Source organism: Sphingomonas sp. Leaf9 (assembly GCF_001421355.1).
GTDB lineage: Bacteria > Pseudomonadota > Alphaproteobacteria > Sphingomonadales > Sphingomonadaceae > Sphingomonas.
In genome coordinates, this window is the sequence record NZ_LMKC01000005.1 from 84,100 (window position 1) to 108,796 (window position 24,697).

General features: G+C 67.4%; 30 protein-coding genes. 17 read left to right on the forward strand and 13 right to left on the reverse strand.

Annotated elements, in window-relative coordinates; genetic code table 11:
• Positions 1-78 precede the first annotated feature (78 nt).
• The 6 genes from gmk to ASE58_RS14125 all read right to left on the reverse strand — a co-directional run bounded on the left by gmk (position 79) and on the right by ASE58_RS14125 (position 3,873).
• The gene (gene gmk / locus ASE58_RS14100) at positions 79-741 is read right to left on the reverse strand and encodes a guanylate kinase (protein WP_055761937.1); all 663 of its coding nucleotides are present in this window, start codon (positions 739-741) and stop codon (positions 79-81) included.
• A 159-nt stretch (positions 742-900) separates the two neighbouring features.
• Complete coding sequence (locus ASE58_RS14105) at positions 901-1,107, reverse strand: hypothetical protein (RefSeq protein WP_055761940.1); 207 nt, start codon at positions 1,105-1,107, stop codon at positions 901-903.
• Positions 1,104-1,322 (reverse strand): hypothetical protein, encoded by a 219-nt coding sequence (locus tag ASE58_RS14110; RefSeq protein WP_055761943.1) that lies wholly within the window; start codon positions 1,320-1,322, stop codon positions 1,104-1,106. The genes ASE58_RS14105 and ASE58_RS14110 overlap by 4 nt, the downstream gene beginning before the upstream one ends.
• A gap of 246 nt (positions 1,323-1,568) precedes the next feature.
• Positions 1,569-2,954: a class II fumarate hydratase gene (gene fumC, locus ASE58_RS14115; protein WP_055761946.1), complete on the reverse strand. Its 1,386-nt coding sequence runs from the start codon at positions 2,952-2,954 to the stop codon at positions 1,569-1,571.
• Between the two features lie 23 nt (positions 2,955-2,977).
• A complete protein-coding gene (locus tag ASE58_RS14120) occupies positions 2,978-3,394 on the reverse strand; it encodes a GNAT family N-acetyltransferase (RefSeq protein WP_055761949.1) in 417 nt (138 codons plus the stop codon).
• A complete protein-coding gene (locus ASE58_RS14125; RefSeq protein WP_055761952.1) occupies positions 3,391-3,873 on the reverse strand; it encodes an SspB family protein in 483 nt (160 codons plus the stop codon). The genes ASE58_RS14120 and ASE58_RS14125 overlap by 4 nt, the downstream gene beginning before the upstream one ends.
• 81 nt (positions 3,874-3,954) lie before the next feature.
• Between ASE58_RS14125 and hisB the strand changes: the two genes are divergently transcribed.
• The 9 genes from hisB to ASE58_RS14165 all read left to right on the forward strand — a co-directional run bounded on the left by hisB (position 3,955) and on the right by ASE58_RS14165 (position 9,582).
• On the forward strand, positions 3,955-4,542 hold the full coding sequence (gene hisB / locus ASE58_RS14130) for an imidazoleglycerol-phosphate dehydratase HisB (RefSeq protein WP_055823518.1): 588 nt from the start codon (positions 3,955-3,957) through the stop codon (positions 4,540-4,542).
• A 1-nt stretch (position 4,543) separates the two neighbouring features.
• Positions 4,544-4,849, forward strand: a complete 306-nt coding sequence (locus ASE58_RS14135) for a YciI family protein (protein ID WP_055822652.1) — start codon at positions 4,544-4,546, stop codon at positions 4,847-4,849.
• Positions 4,846-5,445 carry an imidazole glycerol phosphate synthase subunit HisH gene (gene hisH / locus ASE58_RS14140; RefSeq protein ID WP_055822656.1) on the forward strand — a complete coding sequence of 200 codons (600 nt, stop codon included), beginning with the start codon at positions 4,846-4,848 and terminating at the stop codon, positions 5,443-5,445. Before ASE58_RS14135 ends, hisH begins: the two co-directional genes overlap by 4 nt.
• The gene (gene hisA, locus ASE58_RS14145) at positions 5,433-6,161 is read left to right on the forward strand and encodes a 1-(5-phosphoribosyl)-5-[(5-phosphoribosylamino)methylideneamino]imidazole-4-carboxamide isomerase (protein ID WP_055822660.1); all 729 of its coding nucleotides are present in this window, start codon (positions 5,433-5,435) and stop codon (positions 6,159-6,161) included. The genes hisH and hisA overlap by 13 nt, the downstream gene beginning before the upstream one ends.
• Entirely contained in the window at positions 6,158-6,919 is a 762-nt protein-coding gene (gene hisF, locus ASE58_RS14150; protein WP_055761961.1) for an imidazole glycerol phosphate synthase subunit HisF, read from the forward strand. Before hisA ends, hisF begins: the two co-directional genes overlap by 4 nt.
• Positions 6,920-7,091: 172 nt before the next feature.
• Complete coding sequence (locus tag ASE58_RS17975; RefSeq protein ID WP_156347750.1) at positions 7,092-7,247, forward strand: hypothetical protein; 156 nt, start codon at positions 7,092-7,094, stop codon at positions 7,245-7,247.
• 1 nt (position 7,248) lies between these two features.
• On the forward strand, positions 7,249-7,566 hold the full coding sequence (locus tag ASE58_RS14155) for a phosphoribosyl-ATP diphosphatase (RefSeq protein WP_055822663.1): 318 nt from the start codon (positions 7,249-7,251) through the stop codon (positions 7,564-7,566).
• A 4-nt stretch (positions 7,567-7,570) separates the two neighbouring features.
• Positions 7,571-7,948 carry a histidine triad nucleotide-binding protein gene (locus ASE58_RS14160; RefSeq protein WP_055822666.1) on the forward strand — a complete coding sequence of 126 codons (378 nt, stop codon included), beginning with the start codon at positions 7,571-7,573 and terminating at the stop codon, positions 7,946-7,948.
• Between the two features lie 107 nt (positions 7,949-8,055).
• On the forward strand, positions 8,056-9,582 hold the full coding sequence (locus ASE58_RS14165; protein WP_055761971.1) for an amino acid permease: 1,527 nt from the start codon (positions 8,056-8,058) through the stop codon (positions 9,580-9,582).
• Between the two features lie 80 nt (positions 9,583-9,662).
• Here ASE58_RS14165 and ASE58_RS14170 read toward each other — a convergent pair whose 3' ends face one another.
• A complete protein-coding gene (locus ASE58_RS14170) occupies positions 9,663-10,661 on the reverse strand; it encodes an adenosine kinase (protein WP_055761974.1) in 999 nt (332 codons plus the stop codon).
• Between the two features lie 137 nt (positions 10,662-10,798).
• Here ASE58_RS14170 and ASE58_RS14175 point away from each other — a divergent pair, with 137 nt between their 5' ends.
• From ASE58_RS14175 to ASE58_RS14195, 5 genes are all read left to right on the forward strand, one after another.
• On the forward strand, positions 10,799-11,497 hold the full coding sequence (locus ASE58_RS14175) for an EI24 domain-containing protein (RefSeq protein WP_055822669.1): 699 nt from the start codon (positions 10,799-10,801) through the stop codon (positions 11,495-11,497).
• A complete protein-coding gene (locus ASE58_RS14180) occupies positions 11,490-11,867 on the forward strand; it encodes a hypothetical protein (RefSeq protein WP_055822672.1) in 378 nt (125 codons plus the stop codon). Before ASE58_RS14175 ends, ASE58_RS14180 begins: the two co-directional genes overlap by 8 nt.
• Before the next feature lie 130 nt (positions 11,868-11,997).
• A complete protein-coding gene (locus ASE58_RS14185; RefSeq protein ID WP_082468068.1) occupies positions 11,998-13,038 on the forward strand; it encodes a mannose-1-phosphate guanylyltransferase/mannose-6-phosphate isomerase in 1,041 nt (346 codons plus the stop codon).
• Between the two features lie 47 nt (positions 13,039-13,085).
• Complete coding sequence (locus ASE58_RS14190) at positions 13,086-13,832, forward strand: HAD-IIB family hydrolase (protein ID WP_055761987.1); 747 nt, start codon at positions 13,086-13,088, stop codon at positions 13,830-13,832.
• Between the two features lie 192 nt (positions 13,833-14,024).
• A complete protein-coding gene (locus ASE58_RS14195; protein ID WP_268795082.1) occupies positions 14,025-15,104 on the forward strand; it encodes an acyltransferase family protein in 1,080 nt (359 codons plus the stop codon).
• Positions 15,105-15,448: 344 nt separating this feature from the next.
• On the opposite strand, the gene acnA is transcribed toward ASE58_RS14195, so the two are convergent.
• On the reverse strand, positions 15,449-18,124 hold the full coding sequence (gene acnA / locus ASE58_RS14200) for an aconitate hydratase AcnA (protein ID WP_055822681.1): 2,676 nt from the start codon (positions 18,122-18,124) through the stop codon (positions 15,449-15,451).
• 413 nt (positions 18,125-18,537) lie between these two features.
• Here acnA and ASE58_RS17980 point away from each other — a divergent pair, with 413 nt between their 5' ends.
• Both ASE58_RS17980 and ASE58_RS14205 read left to right on the forward strand, forming a co-directional pair.
• Positions 18,538-18,846 carry a hypothetical protein gene (locus tag ASE58_RS17980; RefSeq protein ID WP_156347751.1) on the forward strand — a complete coding sequence of 103 codons (309 nt, stop codon included), beginning with the start codon at positions 18,538-18,540 and terminating at the stop codon, positions 18,844-18,846.
• Entirely contained in the window at positions 18,761-19,357 is a 597-nt protein-coding gene (locus ASE58_RS14205) for a 5'-methylthioadenosine/S-adenosylhomocysteine nucleosidase (protein WP_055822684.1), read from the forward strand. Before ASE58_RS17980 ends, ASE58_RS14205 begins: the two co-directional genes overlap by 86 nt.
• Here ASE58_RS14205 and ASE58_RS14210 read toward each other — a convergent pair whose 3' ends face one another.
• Genes ASE58_RS14210 through xseA form a run of 5 tightly spaced genes read right to left on the reverse strand, consistent with a single transcriptional unit; the run spans position 19,358 to position 23,423 of the window.
• On the reverse strand, positions 19,358-20,434 hold the full coding sequence (locus tag ASE58_RS14210) for a lactonase family protein (protein ID WP_055822689.1): 1,077 nt from the start codon (positions 20,432-20,434) through the stop codon (positions 19,358-19,360).
• Positions 20,435-20,469: 35 nt separating this feature from the next.
• Positions 20,470-20,994 (reverse strand): superoxide dismutase family protein, encoded by a 525-nt coding sequence (locus ASE58_RS14215; RefSeq protein WP_082468072.1) that lies wholly within the window; start codon positions 20,992-20,994, stop codon positions 20,470-20,472.
• 56 nt (positions 20,995-21,050) lie between these two features.
• Positions 21,051-21,842: a M23 family metallopeptidase gene (locus ASE58_RS14220; protein ID WP_082468074.1), complete on the reverse strand. Its 792-nt coding sequence runs from the start codon at positions 21,840-21,842 to the stop codon at positions 21,051-21,053.
• Positions 21,839-22,036, reverse strand: coding sequence for a DUF2093 domain-containing protein (locus ASE58_RS14225; RefSeq protein WP_055822695.1), 198 nt, complete (start codon positions 22,034-22,036; stop codon positions 21,839-21,841). Before ASE58_RS14225 ends, ASE58_RS14220 begins: the two co-directional genes overlap by 4 nt.
• A gap of 13 nt (positions 22,037-22,049) precedes the next feature.
• Complete coding sequence (gene xseA, locus ASE58_RS14230) at positions 22,050-23,423, reverse strand: exodeoxyribonuclease VII large subunit (RefSeq protein WP_055822698.1); 1,374 nt, start codon at positions 23,421-23,423, stop codon at positions 22,050-22,052.
• Here xseA and purD point away from each other — a divergent pair.
• Positions 23,422-24,693, forward strand: coding sequence for a phosphoribosylamine--glycine ligase (gene purD, locus ASE58_RS14235; protein WP_055822701.1), 1,272 nt, complete (start codon positions 23,422-23,424; stop codon positions 24,691-24,693). The genes xseA and purD overlap by 2 nt on opposite strands.
• Positions 24,694-24,697 lie beyond the last annotated feature (4 nt).

Below are 24,697 nucleotides of genomic sequence, written 5' to 3' on the forward strand. Positions count from 1 at the left end.
AGGTGCGCCCCGCTGTCCGCATCGTCACCCCGGAGCTGATCCGGGGTGGCGTCCCTACATCGGACAGTCGGACAGCGCTTATTCCCCCGGCCCGCGCATCAGCTTGCGGATGAACCCGATGACCCCGGTCTGGCGCGACCGGCGCAGGCGTTCGGCGGCGAGGATCGTCTGCACCTTGCGGAAGCACGCCTCGACGTCGTCGTTGACCAGCACATAGTCATAGCCGTCCCAGTGGCTGACCTCGGCCGCGGCCCGTGCCATGCGACCTTCGATCACCTCGGCGCTGTCGGTGTTGCGCGACACCAGCCGCTGCCGCAGTTCGGCCATTGACGGCGGCAGGATGAACACCCGCACCACGTCGCCGCCCGCGATCTGGAACAGCTGCTGCGCACCCTGCCAGTCGATGTCGAACAGCACGTCCTTGCCCGCGCTCAGCATCGCCTCGACCGCCGCGCGCGGCGTGCCGTAGCGGTTGTCGAATACATGCGCCCATTCGAGGAATTCATGGTCGGCGACCATGCGGCGGAATTCCTCGAGGTCGACGAAGTGATATTCCTTGCCGTCGGTCTCACCGGGCCGGGGGCCGCGAGTCGTCGCCGATACCGACATCGACAGGTCGTCCTCGGCCGCGAGCAGCTTGCGCGCGATGGTCGATTTGCCCGCACCGGAGGGCGAGGACAGGACGAACAACACGCCGCGGCGCTTGAAGCCGTGGAGGTCGGGGTCTGGCAGATGGCTCATGGACCGGCCTATTCGCGCGGGCAGGCGCGCGGCGTCAAGGGGCGACGGCACAAAGCCATCGCCCCTTGATCGTGATCCACGGGATGTGGAGGTCTATCCGGCCGGTTACGGGCGGCCCCGTCCGGCACCGGTTCGCCATTGCGGCGAACCGGGCATTCGTCAGTAGCCGCGTCGCATCTTGTCCAGCTTGCGCCGGTCATATGCCTTCTTGGCCGCATAGCTGCCGCCGAGAATCATGCCCAGCGGCCCCATCCGGCGCATCACCGCGCCAGCGGCCCAGCCCATCGCAGCACCCTTCACACCACCACGTCCATCGCGGCGATCCATCTGACGCCCGACAAGCGCGCCGATAATCCGTCCGATCATGCTGCATCCTCCGTTTCGAAGAGTTGTTCCTTCAGCTCGGCCGCACCGCGCAAGACGGCCCAGCCGACGGCATAGGTTATCGCCATCGGGATCGTGACTTTCAGGACGTTGGCGATGATGGCGCCCTTGATTGCGCCATCGACGCTCGAATCGTCATCGCCACTCATCTTGTCGATCGCGGCACCGACCAGTGCCCCTATCGTCGTCGCACCCATGGTTTCCCTCGCTGGAGTTATACAGATACAGCGCAGGAACGGCCGGGATGTTCCCTGTCGCGACACTACCGTTCGCAGGCATTCGCGCCATCGCCGACGCCAAAGTTCACAAAGTTCACACTCGCCACGTTTTCGCGGCCTCACGCATCACGATCGTCAAACCACGTCAGACTGCTCGAAGGACAACACCCCCAGCAGGCAGCATGGCATCCACCCACCATGTAGGAAAGCGGTCGGCGATCGGCGCTATCCGACCATCGTTTCCGGGCGGACGAGACGGTCGAACGTCCCCTCGTCGACCAGACCGAGCGCCAGCCCGGCCTCTCGCAGCGTCAACCCTTCGGCGTGCGCGTGCTTGGCGATCTTCGCGGCGTTGTCATAACCGATCTCGGGCGCCAGCGCGGTGACCAGCATCAGGCTGCGTTCGACCAATTCGCCGATGCGTGCGCGGTTCGGCTCGATCCCGTCGACGCAGCGTGTGGCGAAACTGACCATGCCGATGCCGAGCAGATCGATCGAGCGCAGCACCGCCGCACCGATCAGCGGCTTGAAGACATTGAGTTCCAGATGCCCCTGCATGCCGCCGACCGTTACCGACAGGTGGTTGCCCATCACCTGTGCCGCGACCATCGTCAGCATCTCGCACTGGGTCGGATTAACCTTGCCCGGCATGATCGAACTGCCCGGTTCGTTGGCCGGCAGGTCGAGTTCGCCCAGCCCCGAACGCGGTCCCGATCCCAGCAGGCGGATATCGTTGGCGATCTTGGTCAGCGCGACAGCCAGCGTGTTGAGCGTGCCTGACAACTGCACCAGCGGATCGTTCGACGCCAGCGCCTCGAACTTGTTGGGCGCGGTGACGAAGGCATGGCCGGTGATCGATGCGATCTCCGCCGCGACGCCCTCGGCAAAACCGGGTGCGGCGTTCAGACCGGTGCCAACCGCCGTTCCGCCTTGCGCCAGGCGCAACAGATCGCCCTCAGCCGCCTGCAACCGGCGCTTCGCATCGCGCAGTTGCGCACCATAGCCCGAAAATTCCTGGCCCAGCGTCAGCGGCGTCGCGTCCTGCAAATGGGTGCGGCCGATCTTGACGATATCGGCCCAGTCCTGCGCCTTCGCCTCCAGCGATCCGGCCAGCCGGTCGAGCGCCGGGAGCAGGTCGCGGTTCAGCGCCACGACCGCCGCGACGTGCAGCGCGGTCGGGAAGCTGTCGTTCGACGACTGGCCCATATTCACATGGTCGTTGGGGTGGACCGGCACCTTGCCGCCACGGACACTGGTCAGCGCTTCATTGGCGCGGCCGGCGATCACTTCGTTGACGTTCATGTTCGACTGGGTACCGCTGCCGGTCTGCCAGATGACCAGCGGGAACTGGTCGTCGAGCTTTCCCGCGATCACCTCGCCCGCTGCCGCCTTGATCGCATCGGCGATGTTGGCATCGAGACCATGCGCCCGGTTCACCCGCGCCGCCGCCTGCTTCACGATGGCGAGCGCGTGGACGATGCCGATCGGCATGCGTTCGGACGGCGGAAAGGGGAAATTCTCGATCGATCGTTCGGTCTGCGCCCCCCAATAGGCGGCGGCGGGAACCTCGACAGCGCCGATCGAGTCGGTTTCGGTACGGGTATCGGTCATGCCGACCAAAACCCGTGGCCGCGTCAGTCGATCCGTTTCGACAGGAAGAAGCGCGCATGCCCCGGTGGAAAATCGTCGATCGTTCCGAACTGCGCAAAGCCCAGCTTTTCGTAGAAGCCGCGCGCCTGAAAGCTGAAGGTGTCGAGCCACATGCCGATGCACCCCGCGTCGCGCGCAAGGGTCTCGGCCTGCTGCATCAGGTCGCGGCCGATCCCCTGCCCCTTATGCTCGGGCGCGATCGCCAGGAATTCGACGAACAGCCAGCGATAGCCGATCTTGCCGTACAGCCCGCCGGTGATCGTGCCCGCCGCGTCGCGCAAGACGATCGCGACCTGCCGCCGCTCGGTCGGCCCGACCGAGGCGTCGTTATGCGCGGACAGGATGCGCAGAATCGCCTCGCGCTCTACCTCGCTTGGGGACGCGACGACCTCGATCGTCACTTCTTGCGCTTGAAGTCCACGGCGACGACGTTCGACCCGTCCTCGCTCACCGCGATCGGGGCGTCGTTTTCGGGCGGATCATGCGGTTCGGGTTCGTCGCCCGGCTCGTCGTTCGCCTGGAACCGCAGTTCGAAATTGACCGCCGGATCGTGGAAGCCGGTGATCGCGGCATAGGGGATGACCAGCGTCGACGGGATGCCGCCAAAGCTAAGCCCCACCGAGAAGCGCTCGGCATCGACGGTCAGGTCCCAGAAGCGATGCTGGATGACGATCGTCATTTCATCGGGGAAGCGTTCGATCAGCCGCTTGGGGATATCGACCCCCGGTGCCTGCGTCTTGAACGTGATATAGAAGTGATGCTCGCCGGGCAGCGCGCCGGTGGCGGAGACCTGCCCCAGGACGCGACCGACTACGGCGCGCAGGGCTTCCTGGACGATCTCGTCATACGGGATCAGGCTGTCGGCGACGGTCTGGCTCATGGCGCCCTTGGGTAGCGGCGTTTGACGGGGCGTCAAGATTCGTTGCGTTGCATGGGCGTCGCCAAGCGCTATGAGACGGCCATGCGCACCGCCACCATCGCCCGCAAGACCAGCGAGACGTTGATCGACGTCACGGTCAACCTCGACGGTACCGGCATCTACGACGTGTCGACCGGGGTCGGATTCTTCGACCATATGCTCGAACAATTGTCGCGCCATTCGCTGATCGACCTGACCGTGCGGACGGTCGGCGACCTGCATATCGACGCGCACCATACGGTCGAGGATACCGGCATCGCCATCGGCGAGGCGTTCGCCAAGGCGCTGGGCGACAAGCGCGGCATCCGCCGCTATGGCGACGCGCTGTCGCCGATGGACGAGACGCTGACCCGTGTTGCCTTGGACATTTCCGGGCGCCCGTGGCTGGTGTGGAAGGTGCAGTTCACCCAGGCACAGCTCGGCACGATGGATACCGAGATGTTCGGCCATTTCTGCCACAGCTTCGCCCAGGCCGCCGGCATCACGCTGCATGTCGAGACGATCTACGGCACCAACAACCATCATATCGCCGAGAGCATCTTCAAGGGGCTGGCGCGCGCACTGCGCACCGCGACCGAGATCGACCCGCGCAAGGGCGATGCCATCCCGTCGACCAAGGGAGTGTTGTGAGATGGTAGCCCGTTTGATGCAGCCGATGTGCCTGGCGATGCTGACCTATGTGAAGCCGCTGGACGAAGTCGACGCCCACCGCGACGCGCATGTCGCGTGGATCAAGGCGGCGATGGACGCCGGCACCATGCTGCTCGCCGGACGGCGCAATCCGCCGACCGGCGGCGTGCTGCTGTTTCGGGGTGAAGAGGACGCCGTGCGCGCGCTGGTCGAGACCGATCCGTTCGTCGTGAACGGCGTCGCGACGGTCGAGGTCGTCGCCTTCACCATGACGCTGGCGATGGACCAGATCGGCGACCTGTTTTGATCGCATTGATCGATTACGGCGCGGGCAATCTCCAGTCGGTCGCCAATGCGCTGAAGGCCGCCGGTGCGCAGGACCTGTCGATCACTGCCGATCCGGATGTGGTCAGACAAGCCGACCGGATCGTCCTGCCCGGCGTCGGTGCCTTTGCCGCGTGCATGAACGGGCTGACCGCGATCCCCGGCATGGTCGAGGCAATGCGAGCGCGCGTGCTCGACGGCGGCGTACCGTTCCTTGGTGTGTGCGTGGGCATGCAGTTGCTTGCCACCACCGGTGAGGAGTTTGGCAGCCACGCCGGCCTTGGCTGGATCGAGGGCACCGTCCGCCGCCTACCCGCATCGCCCGGCATCACCGTGCCGCATATGGGCTGGAACGATGTCGTGCCGGCCGCGCCGCACCCGTTGCTGGTGACCGGTGAAGCCTATTTCCTGCACAGCTATGCGTTCGAGGGCAGCCATGTCCTTGCCACGACCGACCATGGCGGCCCGGTGACCGCGGCGATCGGCCGCGACAACCTGCTGGGCGTGCAGTTCCACCCCGAAAAGAGCCAGCGCTACGGATTGGCGCTGCTGGAAAGGTTCCTCGCATGGCGTCCTTGATCGTCTTTCCTGCCATCGACCTGAAGGGCGGACAGGTCGTCCGTCTGGCCGAGGGCGATATGGACCGCGCCACCGTCTATGGCGACGATCCCGCGCACCAGGCGACGCTGTTCGCCGATGCCGGTGCGGATCATCTGCACGTCGTCGACCTCGACGGGGCGTTCGCCGGGCAATCGGTGAACGGCGACGCGGTCGCCGGTATCCTGAAAGCGTTTCCGGGTCGGGTGCAGCTGGGCGGCGGCATCCGCAACCGCGCGAATGTCGACCGCTGGCTCGACCTGGGCGTTGCGCGGGTGGTGATCGGTACCGCCGCGCTGGAAGACCCCGATTTTGTGCGCGAAGCCGCCGCCGCCTGTCCGGGGCGGATCGTCGTCGCGGTCGATGCGTGGGACGGCATGGTCGCGACGCGCGGCTGGGCGGACGTGTCGACCGTCTCGGTCACCGACCTCGCCCGCCGGTTCGAGGATGCCGGCGTCGCCGCGCTCCTGTTCACCGATGTCGGGCGCGACGGGATGCTGAAAGGCTGCAATGTCGAGGCGACCGCCGCGCTTGCCCGCACCGTATCGATCCCGGTCATCGCCAGCGGCGGGGTTGCCGGCATCGAGGACATTCACGCGCTGAGGGGCAAGGCCGGGATCGAAGGTGTCATCACCGGCCGCGCGCTGTATGACGGTCGCCTCGACCTGGCCGAAGCGATCCGGGTCGCGACCGCATGACGGTGCGGGCGCGGGTCATCCCCTGTCTCGACGTCCATGCCGGGCGGGTGGTGAAGGGCGTGAACTTCGTCGATCTGCGCGATGCGGGCGATCCGGTCGAACAGGCGCGCGCCTATGACGCCGCCGGGGCCGACGAGCTGACCTTTCTCGACATCGGCGCCAGCCATGAAGGGCGCGACACGATCATCGACGTGGTGCGTCGCACCGCCGAAGTGTGCTTCATGCCGCTGACCGTCGGTGGCGGGGTGCGGTCGCCCGACGATGCCCGCGCGCTGTTGCTGGCCGGTGCCGACAAGGTGGCGGTGAACTCCGCCGCCGTGGCGCGTCCCGAACTGGTCGCCGACATCGCCGACCGCTTCGGCAGCCAGTGCGTTACCGCTTCGGTCGATGCGCGCCGGGTCGATGGCCATTGGGAGGTGTTCACCCATGGCGGCAGACGGGCGACCGGGATCGATGCGGTCGACCATGCGCTGAAGCTGGCAAAGCTGGGCGCGGGCGAGTTGCTGGTGACGTCGATGGACCGTGACGGCACGCGCGATGGCTATGACCTCGACCTGATCCGCACCATCGCCGATGCGGTGTCGGTGCCGGTGGTCGCGTCGGGCGGCGTCGGCACGCTCGACCACCTCGTCGCAGGGGTGACGCAGGGCCATGCCAGCGCGGTGCTGGCGGCGTCGATCTTTCATTTCGGCGAGGCGTCGGTTGCGGACGCGCACGCGGCGCTGGCCGCGGCGGGGGTGCCGGTCCGCAGCCACTAAAATCCTCCCCGCTCGCGGGGAGGGGGACCATGCGTAGCATGGTGGAGGGGGATCGCGGCGCAACGCAACGGTCCCGTATGCGGACACCCCCCTCCACCATCGCTTCGCGACGGTCCCCCTCTCCGTGCCGGGGAGGATTTTCTCGCGAACGAAAACCCCCTACAGCCGCTCCATGGCCACGACCGCCCTTGCCGCCGCCCATTCCGGCATCGCTCCACCCCGCGAAGGCTTTGCCTTTTCGGACGTCGCGACCTTCGTGGCGTTCGCGTTCATGGTGGTGCTGGCGCGACGGGCGATCCGCAATCGGCAACGCAAGAACAGGGACTGACATGGACGCCTTCGACCGGCTTGAATCGGTGATCGCCAGCCGGATCGGCGGCGATCCCACACAATCCTATGTCGCAAAGCTGCACGCGCGCGGCACGGCCAAGATCGCGCAGAAGGTCGGCGAGGAAGCGGTCGAGTGCGTGATCGCGGCGATGGCCGACGACCGCGCCGGGCTGATCGGCGAGGCCGCCGATTTGATGTTCCACCTGACGCTGCTGCTGCAAGCCCAGGGCATCGCGCTCGACGATGTCCGCGCCGAACTGACCCGCCGCGAGGGCCAGTCGGGCATCGCCGAAAAAGCCTCCCGCCCCCAGGAGTGATCCCATGCCGATCGACGCCACGAAGCCCTATGACGACGACAACATCTTTGCCCGCATCCTGCGTGGCGAGATCCCGGCCAAGCGGATCTACGAGGACGACTTCGCCCTCGCCTTCCACGATATCGCCCCGCAGGCACCCGTCCATGTGCTGGTGATCCCCAAGGGCCGCTATGTGTCGTGGGACGATTTTGCCGCGAACGCTCCCGACGCGGAGATCGCCGGCTTCGTGCGGGCGGTCGGCCATGTCGCGCGCGACCACGGGCTGGTCGAACCGGGCTATCGCCTGCTCGCCAATATCGGCGGGCATGGCGGGCAGGAGGTGCCGCACCTCCACGTCCACCTGTTCGGCGGGGCGCCGCTGGGGCCGATGCTGGCGCGATAGGACAGCTTTATTGCACGAAAGGAATTGCGCGGGGCGGATTTGCGGGTAGGTTTACGCCTTTGTAACTTCGCGGCCCCGCAAGAAGGCGCCGCGTTTGGGGGGCCTGCATGATTTTTGGCCGTATCAAGCCACTCGATGCGATCCTTGCGACCGCAGAGAAGAAATCGCTTACGCGCACCCTGGGTGCGTTCCAGCTGACGATGCTGGGCGTCGGGGCCATCATCGGCACCGGCATCTTCGTCCTCACCTCCGAAGCCGCGCAAAAGGCCGGGCCTGGCATGATGGTGGCGTTCGTCATCGCCGCGCTGGTCTGCGCGGTCGCGGCGTTGTGCTATTCCGAATTCGCGTCGATGGTCCCGGTGTCGGGATCGGCCTATACCTATACCTATGCCGTGCTGGGCGAACTGCTCGCCTGGATGGTCGGCTGGGCGCTGGTCCTCGAATATGCGGTCGCTGCATCGGCGGTGTCGGTCGGCTGGTCCGGCTATTTCGTCGGGCAGTTGCAGGGATGGTTCGGTATCACCCTGCCGACCGCGATCATCTCCGGCCCCTATGTGCCCGGTGGCATCGTCAACCTGCCTGCCGTCATCATCGCGCTGCTCATCACCGGCCTGCTGATGCTCGGCACCAGCGAGAGCGCGAAGGTGAACGCGGTGCTGGTCGCGATCAAGGTGACGGCGCTGACCGCGTTCATCATCCTCGCGCTGCCGGTCATGCGGATGGACAATTTCGAACCCTTCGCCCCCAATGGCTGGTTCGGCAACGAAGGACAGGGCGTCGTCGGTGCCGCGGCGTCGATCTTCTTCGCCTATGTCGGGTTCGACGCGGTATCGACCGCGGCGGAGGAGACGAAGAACCCGCAGCGCAACGTGCCGCTGGGGCTGATCGGCAGCCTTGCCATCTGCACCGTCTTCTACATGCTAGTGGCCGCCGGCGCGATCGGTTCGCCGCTCGGGTCGCAGCCGGTGACCAGTGCGCTGGGCGAATGGCTGGCACCGGGGTCGCAGGCGCTGGGCGCACGCTGCACCGAACTGGCCGGCATGGGCACCGAACCGCTAGCCTGTTCGAAGGAAGCGCTGGCGCACGTCCTGCGCGAGATCGGCTATCTGAACATCGGCAACCTGATCGGCCTGGCGGCGTTCCTCGCCCTCCCCTCGGTCATCCTGGTCATGCTGTTCGGCCAGACGCGCATCTTCTTCACCATGTCGCGCGACGGCCTGCTGCCGGAAAAGCTGTCGTCGATCCACCCGAAGTGGAAGACGCCGCACGTCATCACCGCGATCACCGGCATCGGCGTGACCTTTGCCGCCGCATTCCTGCCGGTCGGCAAGCTGGCCGATATCGCCAATGCCGGCACGCTGTTCGCATTCTTCATGGTGGCGGTCGGGGTGCTGGTGCTGCGCAAGCGCGATCCGCATCGCCATCGTCCGTTCCGCACGCCCGCCGTCTGGCTGGTGGCGCCGGCGACGATGATCGGCTGCATCGGCCTGTTCGTGGCGCTGCCGCCCGATGCCAAGCTGGTGCTGCCGGTGTGGGGCGCGGTCGGCCTCGTGATCTATTTCCTCTATGGCTATCGCCGCAGCCATCTGGGTCGCGGGATCGTCGAGGTGGCGGATCTGGACGGCGGTCACTGATCCCCGCCAAGGTCAAAAAAAGGGGGGAGGCCGATCGGTTCGGCCTCCCCCCTTTTCGTTTCAGGACAGGATCGGCGGGCTCAGCCGATCTTTTCCTGCATCAGCCGGGTCAGGTCGACTTCCGGCCGCGCGCCATAGTGCGAGATGATCTCGGCGGCGCACAGCGCCCCCAGCTTCAGCGAGCGTTCGATATCATAGCCCTGCGCCTGTCCGTGCAGGAACCCGGCGGCAAACAGGTCGCCCGCACCGGTCGTGTCGACCACCCGCTCGATCGGCTGCGCGGGCACGCTGGTCCGCTGCCCCCCGGTCACCGCGATCGCGCCCTGTTCGCCGCGCGTGACGACCAGCACCGGGACCTGGCCCGCGATCCGCTCCACCGCCGCGTCGAAATCCTCGACCTGCGCCAGCGCGACCAGTTCGTTCTCGTTCGCGAACAGGATGTCGACCTGTCCCTCGGCGATCAGCTTACGGAAATCGTCGCCATGGCGCGAGATGCAGAAGGTGTCGGACAGGGTGAAGGCGACCTTGCGCCCCGCGTCGCGCGCGATGCGGATGCCGGCACGCATCGCGGCGCGCGGTTCTTCCGGGTCCCACAGATAGCCTTCGAGATACAGGATCGCGCCGCTGGCGATCAGGTCGGCATCCAGCGCCGCTTCGGGCAGGAACTGCGATGCACCGAGGAAGGTGTTCATCGTCCGCTGCCCGTCGGGGGTCACGAAGATCAGGCAGCGGGCGGTGGTCGGCTCGCCGGCGCGGACGGCGGTGTCGAAGCGGACGCCGGCGGCGCGGATGTCGTGCGCGAACACCGCGCCCAGCTGGTCATCGGCGACCTGGCCGATGAAGCCGGTCTTGCCGCCCAGCGCCGCGATGCCAGCGACGGTATTGGCGGCCGACCCGCCCGACACTTCGCGGCCCGGACCCATCTTGGCATAGAGAGCATCGGCATCGGCGGGCGAGAAGACGAGCTGCATCGACCCCTTGGTCATGCCCTCCGCGGCGAGGAAGGCGTCGTCCGACTGGGCGAGAATATCGACGATGGCGTTGCCGATCGCAACGACGTCGAGCGTGGGCTGGGTCAATCAAGGTCTCCGAAACATGGCGCCCGGCGACGATGCGCGGGCATTGCCCTGCGCGTTAGCCAGCGGCGCACGCGGTAGCAAGCGGATGCCCCCGCCGGGCGTTGACGCGCCCTTCCCGGCTCACCATCGTCCGATGCATGATCGAAAGCTTTTTCCTGTCGCTCGCCCAGCTGGGCGACCGTGCGTTCCTGCGGGTGCTGGCCAAGTCGCTGGCGCTGACGCTTGTATTGCTGGCGCTGGTCGGTGCCGGGCTGGCATGGGGCGCACGCTGGGTGACCACCGACGTCTTCGTGCTGGGTGACGATGCCGGCACGCTGGCGGTCATCGCCACCGTCATCGTCGCGATCGGCCTTGCCTGGCTCCTCTTCCGCATCGTCGCCATCGCCGTCATCGGCCTGTTCGCCGACGAAGTGGTCGAGGCGGTCGAGGCGAAACATTATCCCGCCGCACTGGCGACCGCCCGTCCGGTGCCGCTCGGCCGGTCGCTTGGCATGAGCGGCAAGTCGGTGCTGCGGGCGGTGGCGGTGAACCTGTTCTTCGTGCCGCTCTACCTGCTGCTGCTCGCCACCGGGATCGGGACGGCGGCGGTGTTCTTCGTCGTCAATGGCTGGCTGCTCGGCCGGGACCTGTCGGACATGGTTGCGGCACGCCACCTGCCTCCCGCCGCGATGCCCGCCGAACGACGGGCAAGCGGCGGCCGGCGGTTTCTTCTCGGGCTGGTGGGAACCGGATTGCTGTTGATACCGTTTGTGAATTTCGTTGCGCCGCTGATCGGCGCGGCGATGGCGACGCATGGCTTTCATCGGCGCCGGGGCAAAGGGGGTGGGAATGCGTAGCGTTGGGATCAGCGTGGGATTGGCGCTGGCTGTCTCCGCCTGCGCCACGCCCGGTCCCGTCGTACGCCAGAACGCCCTGCCGACCCCGCCCGCACCCAGCTATGGCACGATCGGCCTAGAGCGGGTGATGGGGCAGAATGCCAGTGCCCTTACCCAGTTGTTCGGCCAGCCGCTGCTCGACCTGAGCGAAGGGGCCGGGCGCAAGCTGCAATTCGGATCGAACATCTGCGTCCTCGACGCCTATCTTTATGCGCCGCAGCAAGGCGGGGTGCCCGTCGTCCGCCATGTCGATGCGCGCCAGCGCACCGGCGCGCCGATCGACCGCGCCAGTTGCGTCGCCGCGCTGACCCGGCGGGAAGGCGGACGATAGCCTCTCAACATGCGATAGATGATATACGAAAAACTATCTACGCGCCGAATACCCAAATCACGGGGCATCCTGCCCCAACGCCGGTCGACAGGCGTCTTTTCCAGTGCGACAGACAGGAATCTGCTTGACCATGCCCATGATCGTACCCGTCATTCTTTCCGGCGGATCGGGCACACGCCTATGGCCGATGTCGACCCCGGAAACGCCCAAGCAGATGCTGGCGCTGACGGCGGAAGCGACCATGCTGCAGCTGACGGCGACCCGCGCTGTCGGGGATGGCTTCGCCGCCCCGATCGTGGTCGCCAACGCCCGCCATGCCGACATGATCGACCGCCAGTTGGGCGCGGTCGGCGCTGCGCCGCGCGCGCTGATCCTCGAACCGGCAGGACGTAATACCGCGCCCGCGATCGCGCTGGCGGCACTGGCGGCGGAGACGCCCGATGCGGTGCTGCTGGTGATGCCATCGGACCATGTGATCGCCGACGTCGCGGCGTTCCACGCTGCGGTACAGCGCGCACTGCCCAAGGTGCAGGACGGTTGGCTGGCGACCTTCGGGATTTCGCCCGATGCACCGGAAACCGGCTATGGCTGGATCCAGGCCGGCGAAGAGATTGCCGATGGCGTGCACCGCGTCGCCCGCTTCGTCGAAAAGCCGCCGCTCGACGCGGCACAGGCGATGCTGGCGGCCGGCGATCACGTCTGGAACGGCGGCATCTTCCTGTTTCGCGCCGATCGCTATCTCGCCGAACTGGGCCAGCACGAACCCGACATGCTCGCCGCGTGCCAGAGTGCGATGGATCAGGCCGACCGCACCGGTAACCGCATCGCCCCCGATGCAGCGGCCTTTGCCGCCGCCCCGTCGCAGTCGATCGACTATGCCATCATGGAAAAGGCCGACCGCGTGGTCGTCGTGCCGGTCGCGATGGGCTGGAACGACCTGGGCAGCTGGGATGCGCTGCATGCGATCAGCGAGCGGGACGAGACCGGCAACGCGCATCGCGGCGAAGTGCTGGCGATCGACACGCGCGACTGTCTGGTGCGCACCGATGGCGTGCGGATTCGCATGGTCGGCGTGTCGGACCTGATCGTCGTGGCTAGCGGCAACGACCTGCTGATCCTGCCGCGCGGGCGCAGCCAGGACGTCAAGAAGCTGGTCGAAGCCCTGAAATAATCCTTGTCCGGCGGGCCGTGCGCCCGCCGATCCTGCCGGAGTATCCCATGAAGCAACTGGTAGCCTTCGACCTCGACGGCACGCTGGCCGAGAGCAAGCAGCAATTGACCGAGGCGATGGGCGAAGCGCTCGCCGACCTGCTCGGTGTTGCGCATGTCGCGATCATTTCGGGCGGCGACTGGCCGCAGTTCGAGAAGCAGGTCGCCACCCGCCTGCCCGCGCGCGCCGACCTGTCGCGGCTGTGGATGATGCCGACCAGTGGCACGAAGCTCTACACCTGGGGCGATGGCCGCTGGAACACGGTCTATGCCGACCTGTTCGACGATGCGACCAAGGCCAAGATCCTCGAAGCGTTCGATGCCGCGCTGGAGGCGACCGGCTTCGTCCCCGAACAGACCTGGGGCGAACGGATCGAGGATCGCGGCAGCCAGATTACTTTCTCGGCGCTGGGCCAGCAGGCGCCGATCGACGCCAAGGAACATTGGGACCCCAAGTTCGAGAAGCGCAAGATCATCCAGGCCGACCTGAAACAGCGGCTGCCCGGCCTGTCGATCAACATGGGTGGTGCGACCTCGATCGACATCACCAAGGAAGGCGTCGACAAGGCGACCGGCCTTGCCAAGCTGGCCGACATCAGCGGGATCGCCACCGACGACATGCTGTTCATCGGCGACGCGATCTTCCCCGGCGGCAATGATTATGCGCCGAAGGCCGCCGGCATGGACACGGTGAAGATCCGCGATCCGCAGGAAACGCTGGCCGTGATCGAGGCGATCGTCGCCTGCCAGAAGTGACCCGTCGATCCCGTCGCCCTGTACGGCGGCGGGATCTCCACGCCGCAACTATCATACCAGATTCAGGGGTCGACGCGCCGCGGCGCGCCCGGATCGGTACGGATGCGGCGAAATGCCCGATTGCCAAGCCGTGATGAGTCGGCCTAGGTCGGCGGTCTGGCATTTCGGGAAGGACGTCCGCTGAGCAAGCGTATTGCAGGTTTCGACGGGCTCCGCGCGATCGCGTCGATCGCGGTCGTGTTCTGTCACACGGTCGCTGGCCGGACCCAGATCGGTGGCTATGCCGTCAACCTGTTCTTCGCGCTCAGCGGCTTCCTGATCCTGTCGATCCTGTTCGATACGCGCCGGGCAATCGAGCGGCGGGAGATCGCCGCCGGGACCGCGCTCGGCAATTTCTGGACGCGCCGGTTCGCGCGCATCTGCCCGGTCTATTATGTCGTGCTGGCCTTCGCGCTGCCGTGGCTGGTGCTGACCGGCCAGATGCCGTTGGAGCACACCCCGGCCTATATCGCCTATGTCCAGAATTACCTGATCCTGTGGACCGGGGACTGGGGCGCGTTCGGCTATACCTGGACGCTGGCGGTCGAGCAGCAATTCTATGTCCTGTCGGCGGCGCTGCTGTTGCTGACCCCGTCGGCACGGCATCGCCCGCTGCTGGGCGCGGCGGCGGTCGTGTTGCTGGTCCTGGCGCTGGCGCTGGGACAGATGCCGGGGCTGATTTCGGCGTTCAGCGTCGACCGGTTGCCGCTAGTCGGCTTTTCGATGGCGTCGGCGGGCGGATGGCTGGCGCTGTCGTGGCGTGAGGGGCGGTCGTTCAAGGGACTGCTCGGCTTTCCGGCCTTCCTGGTTTCCGTTGCCATCTGCGCCGTGCTGGCACCGATGCCTGCACAGTGGCTGAGCGGCAATCCGGTCACGCTGTTCGCGCAGCCGATCGTGCAGCTGATCGCGGTGTGCGTCATCCTCGGCCATATCGTCACGCACCAGTCCTCGGCGGTGGTGCGGTTCCTCGACCATCGCATCCTCAAATTCTACGGCGCGATCTCGTACAGCCTGTATCTGTGCCACGGCATCCTCGCCGACCAGCTCAAACCCTATTGGTTCGAAGCCAATCTGGGGATCGGCGTGCTGAACTTTGCGGTCGAGCGGCTGTCGTATTTCGCGTTCATCCTGGGGATTTCGACGGTGATCGCCACGCTGCTGTGGACCTATGTCGAGCGGGTGTTCCACCGCAGCCGCCCGGCGGTTCCGGCAGCACCGCTCGCGATGGCGTAGCCCCGCCTCCCGTCGGTGCGGGGCGCAAGGCGCGGCCAAAGTTCACTAAGTTCACACTCGTGCGCAGTTCGTGCCGCTTGCGGTTCGGGAGATCGATGCCCGACGGGTCGACGGTGAGAAAGAGCTGCTGCGGCTATACGCGGATCGCGCTGCTGTAGGACAGGGCCGAGGGGGCGAAAGCGCCTACCGGAATGTCCTGCCCTGCCTATAACCGGGAAATCCCAGCCTTCGCCGGGATCACGGCTGGTCCGCCGGGGGATCGATCGACCGCCGGCTCGCCAGACGAAAAAGGCCGCGCCTCCGATCAGGAGACGCGGCCTTTTGTCGCCGTCAGGCTGAATCGCTTACGCGGCCAGCTTGCGCAGCACGTACTGGAGGATGCCGCCGTTCAGGAAATATTCCAGCTCGTTGACGGTATCGATCCGGCACTTGGTCACGAAGGTTTCGGTCGTGCCGTCGGCGCGGGTCATGACGACTTCGACGTCCTGACGCGGGCGCAGATTGGCGACGCCGGTGATCGTGAAGGTTTCGTCACCAGTCAGGCCCAGCGTCTGGCGCGTCACGCCTTCGGCGAACTGGAGCGGCAGCACGCCCATGCCGACCAGGTTCGAACGGTGGATACGCTCGAAGCTTTCGGTGATGACCGCGCGGACGCCCAGCAGGTTGGTGCCCTTCGCCGCCCAGTCGCGCGACGAGCCGGTGCCATATTCCTTGCCCGCGATCACGACCAGCGGGGTGCCGTCGGCCTTGTGGCGCATCGCCGCGTCGTAGATCGGCATGACTTCGCCTTCATAGCGGCTCATGCCGCCTTCGACGCCGGGGACCATTTCGTTCTTGATGCGGATATTTGCGAACGTGCCGCGGACCATCACATTGTCGTTGCCGCGACGCGCGCCGTAGGAGTTGAAGTCGCTGCGTGCGACCTGCCGCTCCATCAGCCACTTGCCCGCCGGGCTGTCGGCCTTGATCGAACCGGCCGGCGAGATGTGGTCGGTGGTGATCGAGTCGCCGAGGATCGCCAGCGGCTTCGCCTCGACGATGTCGGCGATCGGGTTCGGCGTCATACCCAGCCCGTCGAAATAGGGCGGGTTGGCGATGTAGGTGCTCGACGTCGGCCAGTTGTAGGTGTCCGACCCCTCGACCGAGATGCCGGCCCAGTGCTTGTCGCCGGCATAGACGTTGCCATAGCGCGAACGGAACATGCCGTCGTCGATGTTGGCGGCCATCAGGTCGGCGACCTCTTCGTTCGACGGCCAGATGTCCTTCAGGAACACGTCCTGCCCGTCCGAACCCTGCCCGATCGGGGTCGACACCATGTCCTCGGTCACGGTGCCCTTCAGCGCGTACGCCACGACGAGCGGCGGCGAGGCGAGGAAGTTGGCGCGAACATCGGCCGACACGCGGCCTTCGAAGTTGCGGTTGCCCGACAGGACCGACGCGGCGACGATATCGTTGCCATTGATCGCCGCCGAGATCGGGGCCGCGAGCGGACCCGAATTGCCGATGCAGGTGGTGCAGCCATAGCCGACGAGGTTGAAGCCGACCGCGTTCAGGTCGGCGGTCAGGCCCGCCTTGTCGAGATAGTCGGTGACGACCTGGCTACCGGGGGCCAGCGAGGTCTTGACCCACGGCTTGGGCTTGAGGCCCAGCTTGTTCGCCTTGCGCGCGACGAGGCCGGCGGCGACCAGCACCGACGGGTTCGACGTGTTGGTGCAGCTGGTGATCGCGGCAATCACGACGTCGCCGTCGCCGATGTCGTGGGCCGCACCCTCGACCGGGGTGCGAACGGCGGCGGCCTTCTTGTAGACCTTTTCCAGATCGGCGTTGAACACGTCGTCGACGTTCGGCAGCTCGACCCGGTCCTGCGGACGCTTCGGACCCGCAAGCGACGGCACGACGGTCGACATGTCGAGTTCGAGCGTGTCGGTGAAGATCGGGTCGACGGCGTTTTCGTCACGCCAGAAGCCGTTGGCCTTCGCATAGGCTTCGGTCAGCGCGATGACTTCCTCAGGCCGCGCGGTCAGGCGCATATAGTCGATCGTCTTGTCATCGACCGGGAAGAAGCCGCAGGTCGCGCCATATTCCGGTGCCATGTTGGCGATCGTCGCACGGTCGGCGAGCGTCATCGACGACAGGCCCGGACCATAGAACTCGACGAAGCGGCCGACCACGCCCTTGGCGCGCAGCATCTGCGTGACGGTCAGCACGAGGTCGGTGGCGGTGATGCCTTCGCCGAGCTTGCCGGTCAGCTTGAAGCCGACGACTTCCGGAATCAGCATCGACACCGGCTGGCCGAGCATCGCGGCCTCTGCCTCGATACCGCCCACGCCCCAGCCGAGCACGCCGAGGCCGTTGACCATCGTCGTGTGGCTGTCGGTGCCGACCAGCGTGTCGGGATAGGCGATGGTGCCCGAACCGTCGGTCGATTCCGACGACCAGACCGCCTGCGCCACATATTCCAGGTTCACCTGGTGGCAGATGCCGGTGCCCGGGGGCACGACCGAGAAATTGTCGAGCGCCTTCGATCCCCACTTCAGGAACTCATAGCGTTCGATGTTGCGCTGATATTCCAGCTCGACATTCTGTTCGGCGGCCTTGGGCGTGCCGAATTCGTCGACCATGACCGAGTGATCGATCACGAGGTGGACGGGAACCTGCGGATTGATCTTGCCCGCGTCACCGCCGAGCGTGGTGATCGCGTCGCGCATCGCAGCCAGATCGACCACGCAGGGAACGCCGGTGAAGTCCTGCATCAGCACGCGCGCCGGGCGATACTGGATTTCGCGATCCGACCGGGCGTCCTTCTGCCAGTCGACGATCGCCTGCGCGTCCTCGGGCGTGACGGTCGTGCCGTCCTCGAAGCGCAGCATGTTCTCCAGCAGCACCTTCATCGAGAAGGGCAGCCGCGATACGTCGCCGAGCTTGGCCGACGCCTTGGCCAGCGAATAATAAGAATAGGTCTTGCCGCCGACATCGAGCGTGTCGCGGGTGCCGAGCGTGTCCTGGCCAATGGCGGTCATGCGGATCCTTCCCAGTTGGTCGCGGGCGGGATTCGACGGGCCGAGGGCCGTCGACGGAATGGCCGCCGCGGGTAGGTTATCGAGCTGTACCCGTGGCCCTTAGCAACCGTGTCCGGCGGGGGGAAGTGGGTGAATCCGCCTGATGGGCGCAGTAAACCCGACTTTTAGTCCATCATAAATGATTTCGATTTGCAATAGCGATATCGAGGGAATTTGTCGGAGTATGAGGGTGTGCGCCTGGCACGGACAAGCGGGCGGTTCCGAATGACTGCCCATTTTCCTACAAGGTCCATGTTTGCGTACCGCTCCCCTTTCAGCACAGGAGGGCGGATGATGACGACGTATCGGGTGCGGCATGACGGGTGGACGCCGTAGCGGCGGCGGGCGTTTCTGCGGGCGCTGGGTGAGACGGGGTGCTGCGGCTGTTGCTGACGCGCGATGTGACGGCAGCGCCGGAAACGGAAGCCGAGCGGTTCCCGGCGAGCAAGGGGTGGGATCGGGCGACGGAGGTGGAAACCGATGCGCTGCTGATGGCCAATCTGAAGGCGTTCAGGCGGCGATTGGCAGAGGAAGAGGCGCGCAAGGCCTTGCCCGCGCCCGCCCCTGTCGCCACCACGGCGCCATTGCAACAGGGGAATGGCGATGCAGGCGACGCGGATCGGGGGGCGGCGAGTGCTGTTCATCATGGCGACGGGCCACGAATATGGACCCTGCCTGGCTGAACGGTTCGTACCGGTGATTACCGGGGTAGGCCCGGTCGAGGCGGCGGTGGGGACGGCGCAGGCGCTGGCCGGGATGGATGCCCTGCCCGACCTGATCGTGTCGATCGGGTCGGCGGGGTCGCGTACGCTGCCGCTGGGGTCGGTGTGGCAGGTCGCCAGCGTGTCGTGGCGCGACATGGATGCGTCGCGGATCGGCTTTGCGAAGGGTGTGGTGCCGTTCGCCGACTTTGGGGCGGTGCTGCCGCTCAACACCCCGCTCGACTGGCCGGTGGCGCGGTTGTCGACGGGCGCGGATATCGTCGGGGGCGACGACTATGCCGATATCGATGCCGATATGGTCGACATGGAAACCTATGCCGTGGTGCGGGCCTGCGCGCGGTTCGGCGTGCCGGTGATGGGGCTGCGCGGCATTTCGGACGGGCCGGGCGAGCTGGAGGCGATCGGCGGGTGGACCGCGATGCTGGGCGTGCTGGACGAGAAGCTGGCGGGGGTGGTCGACCGGCTGGGGTAATTACGCCCGGTCGAGGAACACCACGCCCGGCACCGCGATGCGCGCGGGGGTCGCGCGCAGGCGGCCGTCATAGGTAAGGTCGAAGATCGCCACGTTGCCGCTGCGTTCGTTGGCGACCAGCAGCTGCCCGCTATCCTCCAGCAGCAAGAAGAAGCGCGGCCAGTCGCCGCCGCACGGGATATGCTGGGCCAGCGTCGCGCTGCCGTCTTCGGCCAGGTCGAACACCGCGATGCTGTTGTGGCCGCGGTTGGAGGCATAGAGGCGACGGCCGGCGCTATCGATCGCGATATGCGCGCCATAGGACGTGCCCTGCCAGTCGGGCGGGAGCAGCGAGTTGGTGGCGCGCGTCGTCAACGTACCATCGGCCTGCGCGTCGAGCGTGGTCAGCGTGTTGGCGAATTCGGTGACGACATAGCCGATCGGCAGCGTTGGGTGATAGGCGAGATGGCGTGGCCCCGATCCGGCAGGTGCGCGCCATGCGATCGCCGGATCGCCAATCTCCCCGGTCGACAGCGCATAGGCGAAGACGGCATCGGCGCCCAGATCGACCGCGTGGAGGAAGCGGTTGTCGGGGGTGAAGCCGACCCAGTGGGCGTGCGGCCCGGCCTGTCGATCGGTGCGCGGGCCGGTGCCCTTGTGCTGGCGGATGATCGGCGGCTGCGGCATGCCCGCGGCGAGCGGATAGAGCGCGACGGTACCCGAGGAATAATTGGCGACCGCCAGCAGCGCGCCGTTGGGGGCGATAGCGATGTGGCAGGGATCGTCGCCGCCGCTCGGCAGGTCGGCGAGGATCTTGCCGTCGCGGTCGGTGGCGACCATCCGCCCCCGCGCGAATTCCCGGACGAAATAGCGCATGTCGCCGCGCGACACCCCGAACGAGGCGTCCTTGAGCGCGGGGTCGGCCGCGCCGACGCTCCAGCTGCGGCCCGATGCGGGCAGGCGATACACGCCCGCCCCACCCTTTGCGGCATAGGTGCCGGCGATCAGCGCCTGCCGCCACCCCTGCGCCCGGACGGGCAGGGCGGACAGGGTGGCGGTGGCGGCCATGCCGGCCAGAACGGAGCGTCGCGAGGTCATGGCCCCGCTATGCGCCGCCCGGGCCGGCCATGCAATCAGGCGGCGGCGAACACGCCGCAGGCGATGCGACCGCCCGAATTGCCCGACGGATCGGTCTTATAGTCGTCGGCACCGGCATGGATCACGAACGCCGATCCATCGGCGTCGAGCAGCCCGTCCATCGTGCCGGCGGGCAGCATGATCGTGACCGATCCCGACCCATCGGCACCGATGGTCAGGTTGGGCGCGTCGCCAGCGTGCGGGCCGGCGGGATTGCTGGTGCCGTGCTGCTTGCCGGTCGGGTTCCAGTGGCCGCCGGCGGTGGTGAAGTCGGGCGCGTCGCAGCGGCCGACGGCATGGACGTGCGCGCCGTGCATCCCGGCGGGCATGCCGCGCGCGTCGATCCTCATCTGGATACCGCCCGCCATTTCGGTCGCGGTCACGGTGCCGACATCGGCCCCGGCGGCGGTACGCAGCGCGGCAGTGGCGGTGCGACCCGCGCTCGGCCCCGTCGCGGTGGTGGTGGTGCAGCCGGCAAGGGCGGTGGCGGCGATGGCGGTGAGCAAGGCGGCACGCAGCATGGTCGAAATCCCCTTTGATTCAGATGCGGAATGTTTTGGGGTCACGGGCGGTTCCGTCAGGGCGTCATCGGCCCGGCGAGCAGCAGCGGATCGATCCGCGCGTCATGCCATTTCATGCCCCAGTGCAGGTGCGGCCCCGTCGCGCGGCCGGTCGCACCGATCGCGCCGACGACCTGCCCCTGCCGTACGTGGTCACCCGGCTTCACGTCGATCCGCGACAGGTGCAGGAACGCGCTGTTCAGCCCCATGCCATGGTCGATCATCAGCAGGTTGCCCTCCAGCGTGAACGGCGCGGATGCGGCGAGGATGACGACGCCATCGGCGGGCGCGGCGACCGGCGTGCCGGTCGGGCGGGCGACATCGACGCCGGAATGATAGGCACCGGGTTCGCCGGCATAGATGCGCTGCGACCCGAACAGGCCGGAGATACGGCCCTTCACCGGCCAGGCGAAGCGTTGCCGCCACCCTTGCGCGTCGGTCGCCCGGTCGCGCGCGGCGTTGATCTGCGCCAGTTCGGGGGCTCGGCGGCGCTGAAATTCGGCAGAGGGTTGCGACTCGCGCGGCAAGGTCGGCAACCGCTCGATCCGCCAGCTGCGGGCCGCGACGCTGAGTGGACGAACGATGCGCTGCCCATCGGGGAGCGTCGCGATCAGCGTCGCGGCAGGCCCGGCGTCGCGGTCGAACGCGATCAGGAAACGGCCGTCGGCAGCGACCGCGACCGGTTGCCCGTCCAGTTGCAGCGTCGCGCCGGGGGCCACGCTGCCGGTCAGCACCGCGCCCTGCCCCGGCGTGCCGTCGAGCAGGATCGCGGCGGGGGCCGCCACGATCAGGGCGGCGGCAACGATCACTCCGGTGCCAGCGCCTTGGTCGACGCTTCGGCATCGACATAGGCCTCCTGCCGCTCCGCATTCCAGTAGCGCAGTTCTTCGAGCGGGATACGGGCGCCGGTGACCGCGCAGGTCACGAAGTCGCCATCGGCCAGCACCCGGAAGTTGTTGGTGAGGTAATGGAGCTTGGCGGGGCGGCTTTCAGGCTTCAGCATGGGGGTGTCCGGATCAGAGCAGGGTGGGTTGCGTGGGCTCGACATAGGCGCGGCCCCCGGCACGCTCAACCTTCGCGTCCAGCACGCCGTCGCGGAAGTGGAGCTGGAGCGCGCCGGCGGCACGGGCATCGGCGGCGGTCGCCACCGTCTTGCCGTTGGTCTTGGCGACGACGCGGACATACCCCTTTTGCAGCAGGTTGTCGGGGTTGACCTGTTCCAGCATGCGGGCGGTGCCGTCGAAGCGGGCGCGGGCCTGCGCCAGCCGCTGGGTCAGCATCGCGGGGCGCAGCGCATGGCCGTGGCGGTCGAGATTGCGCCGGGCAGTGGCGACGCGGCGTTCGAGCGCCAGCGACAGGCGGCCGGCGGCATCGTCCAGCCGCTGACGCTGCGGCCCCAGCAGCGCGTCGCGGCGGGGCATGACGCGGACCAGTGCGGCCAGCTGCTCGCGCCCGCGATCGTGATAGCGCCGCGCGCACCGCTCCGTCCGCAGCGCCAGCGTGGCGATGCTGTGGGCAAGGTCGGCGCGCACCGGCACGGCCAGTTCGGCGGCGGCGGTCGGCGTCGGCGCGCGGAGATCGGCAGCGTGGTCGCAGAGCGTCGTGTCGGTTTCGTGGCCCACCGCGGAGATGACCGGGATCGGCGAGGCGGCGACCGCGCGGACCACGACTTCCTCGTTGAAGCACCACAAATCCTCGATCGACCCGCCGCCGCGCGCGACGATCAGCAGGTCGGGGCGACGCACCGGCCCGTCCTGCGGCAACGCGCCGAACCCCCGCACCGCCGCCGCGATCTCGGCCGCTGCGCCTTCGCCCTGCACCTTGACCGGCCAGACCAGCACATGGCTCGGGCAGCGATCGGCGAGGCGGTGGAGGATGTCGCGGATGACCGCGCCGGTCGGCGAAGTGACGATGCCGATGGTGCGCGGCAGGAACGGGAGCGGGCGTTTTTTCGCCGCGTCGAACAGTCCCTCGCCAGCCAGCCTTGCTTTCAGCTTCTCCAACAACGCCATCAGCGCACCTTCGCCGGCCAGCTCCAGATGGTCGATCACGATCTGGTAGCGCGAGCGGCCGGGATAGGTGGTGAGCTTGCCGGTCGCGATCACCTCGACGCCGTCCTGCGGGGTGAAGGCCAGCCGCCCGGCCGATCCGCGCCACATGACGCCGTCGATCAGCGCGGCATCGTCCTTCAGCGCCAGATAGACATGGCCCGACGAGGCGCGCTTGTAGCCCGAAATCTCGCCGCGCAGGCGGACGCGGCCGAACTCCCCCTCGACCATGCGCTTCAGCCGGCCGGCGAGTTCGCTCACGCTTTCGGGCGCGGCGTTGTCGTTCGCGCGCGGCTCGGCTACGAGCCGGCTCGAGGTAAAATCGGGGAAACGATCGTCCATGAATGTCCTGTTGATCGGATCGGGTGGGCGCGAACATGCGCTGGCGTGGAAGCTGGCGCGCTCGCCGCTCCTCGATACGCTTTATGCCGCGCCCGGCAACCCCGGCATCGCCCATCACGCGACGCTGGTGCCGCTGGAGGTGACCGATCACGCCGCAGTGGTGCGCTTCTGCGCCGAACACGCGGTCAAGCTGGTGGTGGTCGGGCCGGAAGCCCCGCTGGTCGCAGGATTGGCCGATGACCTGCGCGCCGCGGGAATCGCGACGTTCGGCCCGTCGGCTGCGGCGGCGCAGCTGGAGGGGTCGAAGGGCTATACCAAGGATCTGTGCCGCGAGGCGGATATCCCGACCGCCGGCTATGTCCGCGTGACCGACCTCGACAGCGCCATTGCCGCGCTTGCCCCCTTCTCGCTGCCGGTGGTCATCAAGGCCGACGGGCTGGCGGCGGGCAAGGGCGTGACGGTCGCGATGGACCGCGCCGAGGCCGAAGGCGCGCTGGCCGCGATCTTCGAACAGCCCGGTGGTGAGGCGGTGATCGAGGAATTCCTGGCGGGCGAGGAGGCCAGCCTGTTCGTGCTGACCGATGGCGTCACGCTGCTGCCGTTCGGATCGGCGCAGGACCACAAGCGGGTCGGCGATGGCGATACCGGGCCGAACACCGGCGGCATGGGGGCCTATTCCCCCGCGCCCGTCCTGACCCCGGCGCTCGAAAAACTGGCGATCGACACGATCGTCGCACCGACCGTGGCGGCGATGGCGGCACGCGGCACGCCCTATTCGGGGGTGCTCTATGCCGGGCTGATGCTGACCGATCGCGGGCCGAAGCTGATCGAATACAACGCCCGGTTCGGCGATCCCGAATGTCAGGTGCTGATGGCACGGCTGGACAGCGACCTGCTGCCGATGCTGCTGGCGGTGGCGCAAGGGACGCTGAGCACGGTCGAGCCACCGGTGTTCAGCGACGATACCGCGCTGACGGTGGTAATGGCGGCACCGGGCTATCCGGGCACGCCGGAGACCGGGCGTCCGATCGGCGGGATCGACGCGGCGGAGGCGACCGGCGCGACCGTGTTTCATGCGGGAACCCGATCGGCGGGTGCAGGCGTTGTGACCGCCGGTGGCCGGGTGCTGGCCGTGACCGGGCGCGGGGCCGATGTGACCGCTGCGCAAGGCACGGCGTACCGGGCGGTCGATGCGCTCGACTTTCCGGGCTTCTGCCGCCGCGACATCGGCTGGCGCGAAGTCGCGCGCGAAGCGGCGATGAAGGATTGAGACG

What these genes read in the sequence shown, in the direction of transcription:
- gmk (WP_055761937.1), bottom strand. Translation starts at nt 741, where the DNA reads ATGAGCCATCTGCCAGACCCCGACCTCCACGGCTTCAAGCGCCGCGGC.
- ASE58_RS14105 (WP_055761940.1), bottom strand. Translation starts at nt 1,107, where the DNA reads ATGATCGGACGGATTATCGGCGCGCTTGTCGGGCGTCAGATGGATCGC.
- ASE58_RS14110 (WP_055761943.1), bottom strand. Translation starts at nt 1,322, where the DNA reads ATGGGTGCGACGACGATAGGGGCACTGGTCGGTGCCGCGATCGACAAG.
- fumC (WP_055761946.1), bottom strand. Translation starts at nt 2,954, where the DNA reads ATGACCGATACCCGTACCGAAACCGACTCGATCGGCGCTGTCGAGGTT.
- ASE58_RS14125 (WP_055761952.1), bottom strand. Translation starts at nt 3,873, where the DNA reads ATGAGCCAGACCGTCGCCGACAGCCTGATCCCGTATGACGAGATCGTC.
- hisB (WP_055823518.1), top strand. Translation starts at nt 3,955, where the DNA reads ATGCGCACCGCCACCATCGCCCGCAAGACCAGCGAGACGTTGATCGAC.
- ASE58_RS14135 (WP_055822652.1), top strand. Translation starts at nt 4,544, where the DNA reads ATGGTAGCCCGTTTGATGCAGCCGATGTGCCTGGCGATGCTGACCTAT.
- hisA (WP_055822660.1), top strand. Translation starts at nt 5,433, where the DNA reads ATGGCGTCCTTGATCGTCTTTCCTGCCATCGACCTGAAGGGCGGACAG.
- hisF (WP_055761961.1), top strand. Translation starts at nt 6,158, where the DNA reads ATGACGGTGCGGGCGCGGGTCATCCCCTGTCTCGACGTCCATGCCGGG.
- ASE58_RS17975 (WP_156347750.1), top strand. Translation starts at nt 7,092, where the DNA reads ATGGCCACGACCGCCCTTGCCGCCGCCCATTCCGGCATCGCTCCACCC.
- ASE58_RS14155 (WP_055822663.1), top strand. Translation starts at nt 7,249, where the DNA reads ATGGACGCCTTCGACCGGCTTGAATCGGTGATCGCCAGCCGGATCGGC.
- ASE58_RS14160 (WP_055822666.1), top strand. Translation starts at nt 7,571, where the DNA reads ATGCCGATCGACGCCACGAAGCCCTATGACGACGACAACATCTTTGCC.
- ASE58_RS14165 (WP_055761971.1), top strand. Translation starts at nt 8,056, where the DNA reads ATGATTTTTGGCCGTATCAAGCCACTCGATGCGATCCTTGCGACCGCA.
- ASE58_RS14175 (WP_055822669.1), top strand. Translation starts at nt 10,799, where the DNA reads ATGATCGAAAGCTTTTTCCTGTCGCTCGCCCAGCTGGGCGACCGTGCG.
- ASE58_RS14180 (WP_055822672.1), top strand. Translation starts at nt 11,490, where the DNA reads ATGCGTAGCGTTGGGATCAGCGTGGGATTGGCGCTGGCTGTCTCCGCC.
- ASE58_RS14185 (WP_082468068.1), top strand. Translation starts at nt 11,998, where the DNA reads ATGCCCATGATCGTACCCGTCATTCTTTCCGGCGGATCGGGCACACGC.
- ASE58_RS14190 (WP_055761987.1), top strand. Translation starts at nt 13,086, where the DNA reads ATGAAGCAACTGGTAGCCTTCGACCTCGACGGCACGCTGGCCGAGAGC.
- acnA (WP_055822681.1), bottom strand. Translation starts at nt 18,124, where the DNA reads ATGACCGCCATTGGCCAGGACACGCTCGGCACCCGCGACACGCTCGAT.
- ASE58_RS14205 (WP_055822684.1), top strand. Translation starts at nt 18,761, where the DNA reads ATGGCGATGCAGGCGACGCGGATCGGGGGGCGGCGAGTGCTGTTCATC.
- ASE58_RS14210 (WP_055822689.1), bottom strand. Translation starts at nt 20,434, where the DNA reads ATGACCTCGCGACGCTCCGTTCTGGCCGGCATGGCCGCCACCGCCACC.
- ASE58_RS14215 (WP_082468072.1), bottom strand. Translation starts at nt 20,994, where the DNA reads ATGCTGCGTGCCGCCTTGCTCACCGCCATCGCCGCCACCGCCCTTGCC.
- ASE58_RS14225 (WP_055822695.1), bottom strand. Translation starts at nt 22,036, where the DNA reads ATGCTGAAGCCTGAAAGCCGCCCCGCCAAGCTCCATTACCTCACCAAC.
- purD (WP_055822701.1), top strand. Translation starts at nt 23,422, where the DNA reads ATGAATGTCCTGTTGATCGGATCGGGTGGGCGCGAACATGCGCTGGCG.
- xseA (WP_055822698.1), bottom strand. Translation starts at nt 23,423, where the DNA reads ATGGACGATCGTTTCCCCGATTTTACCTCGAGCCGGCTCGTAGCCGAG.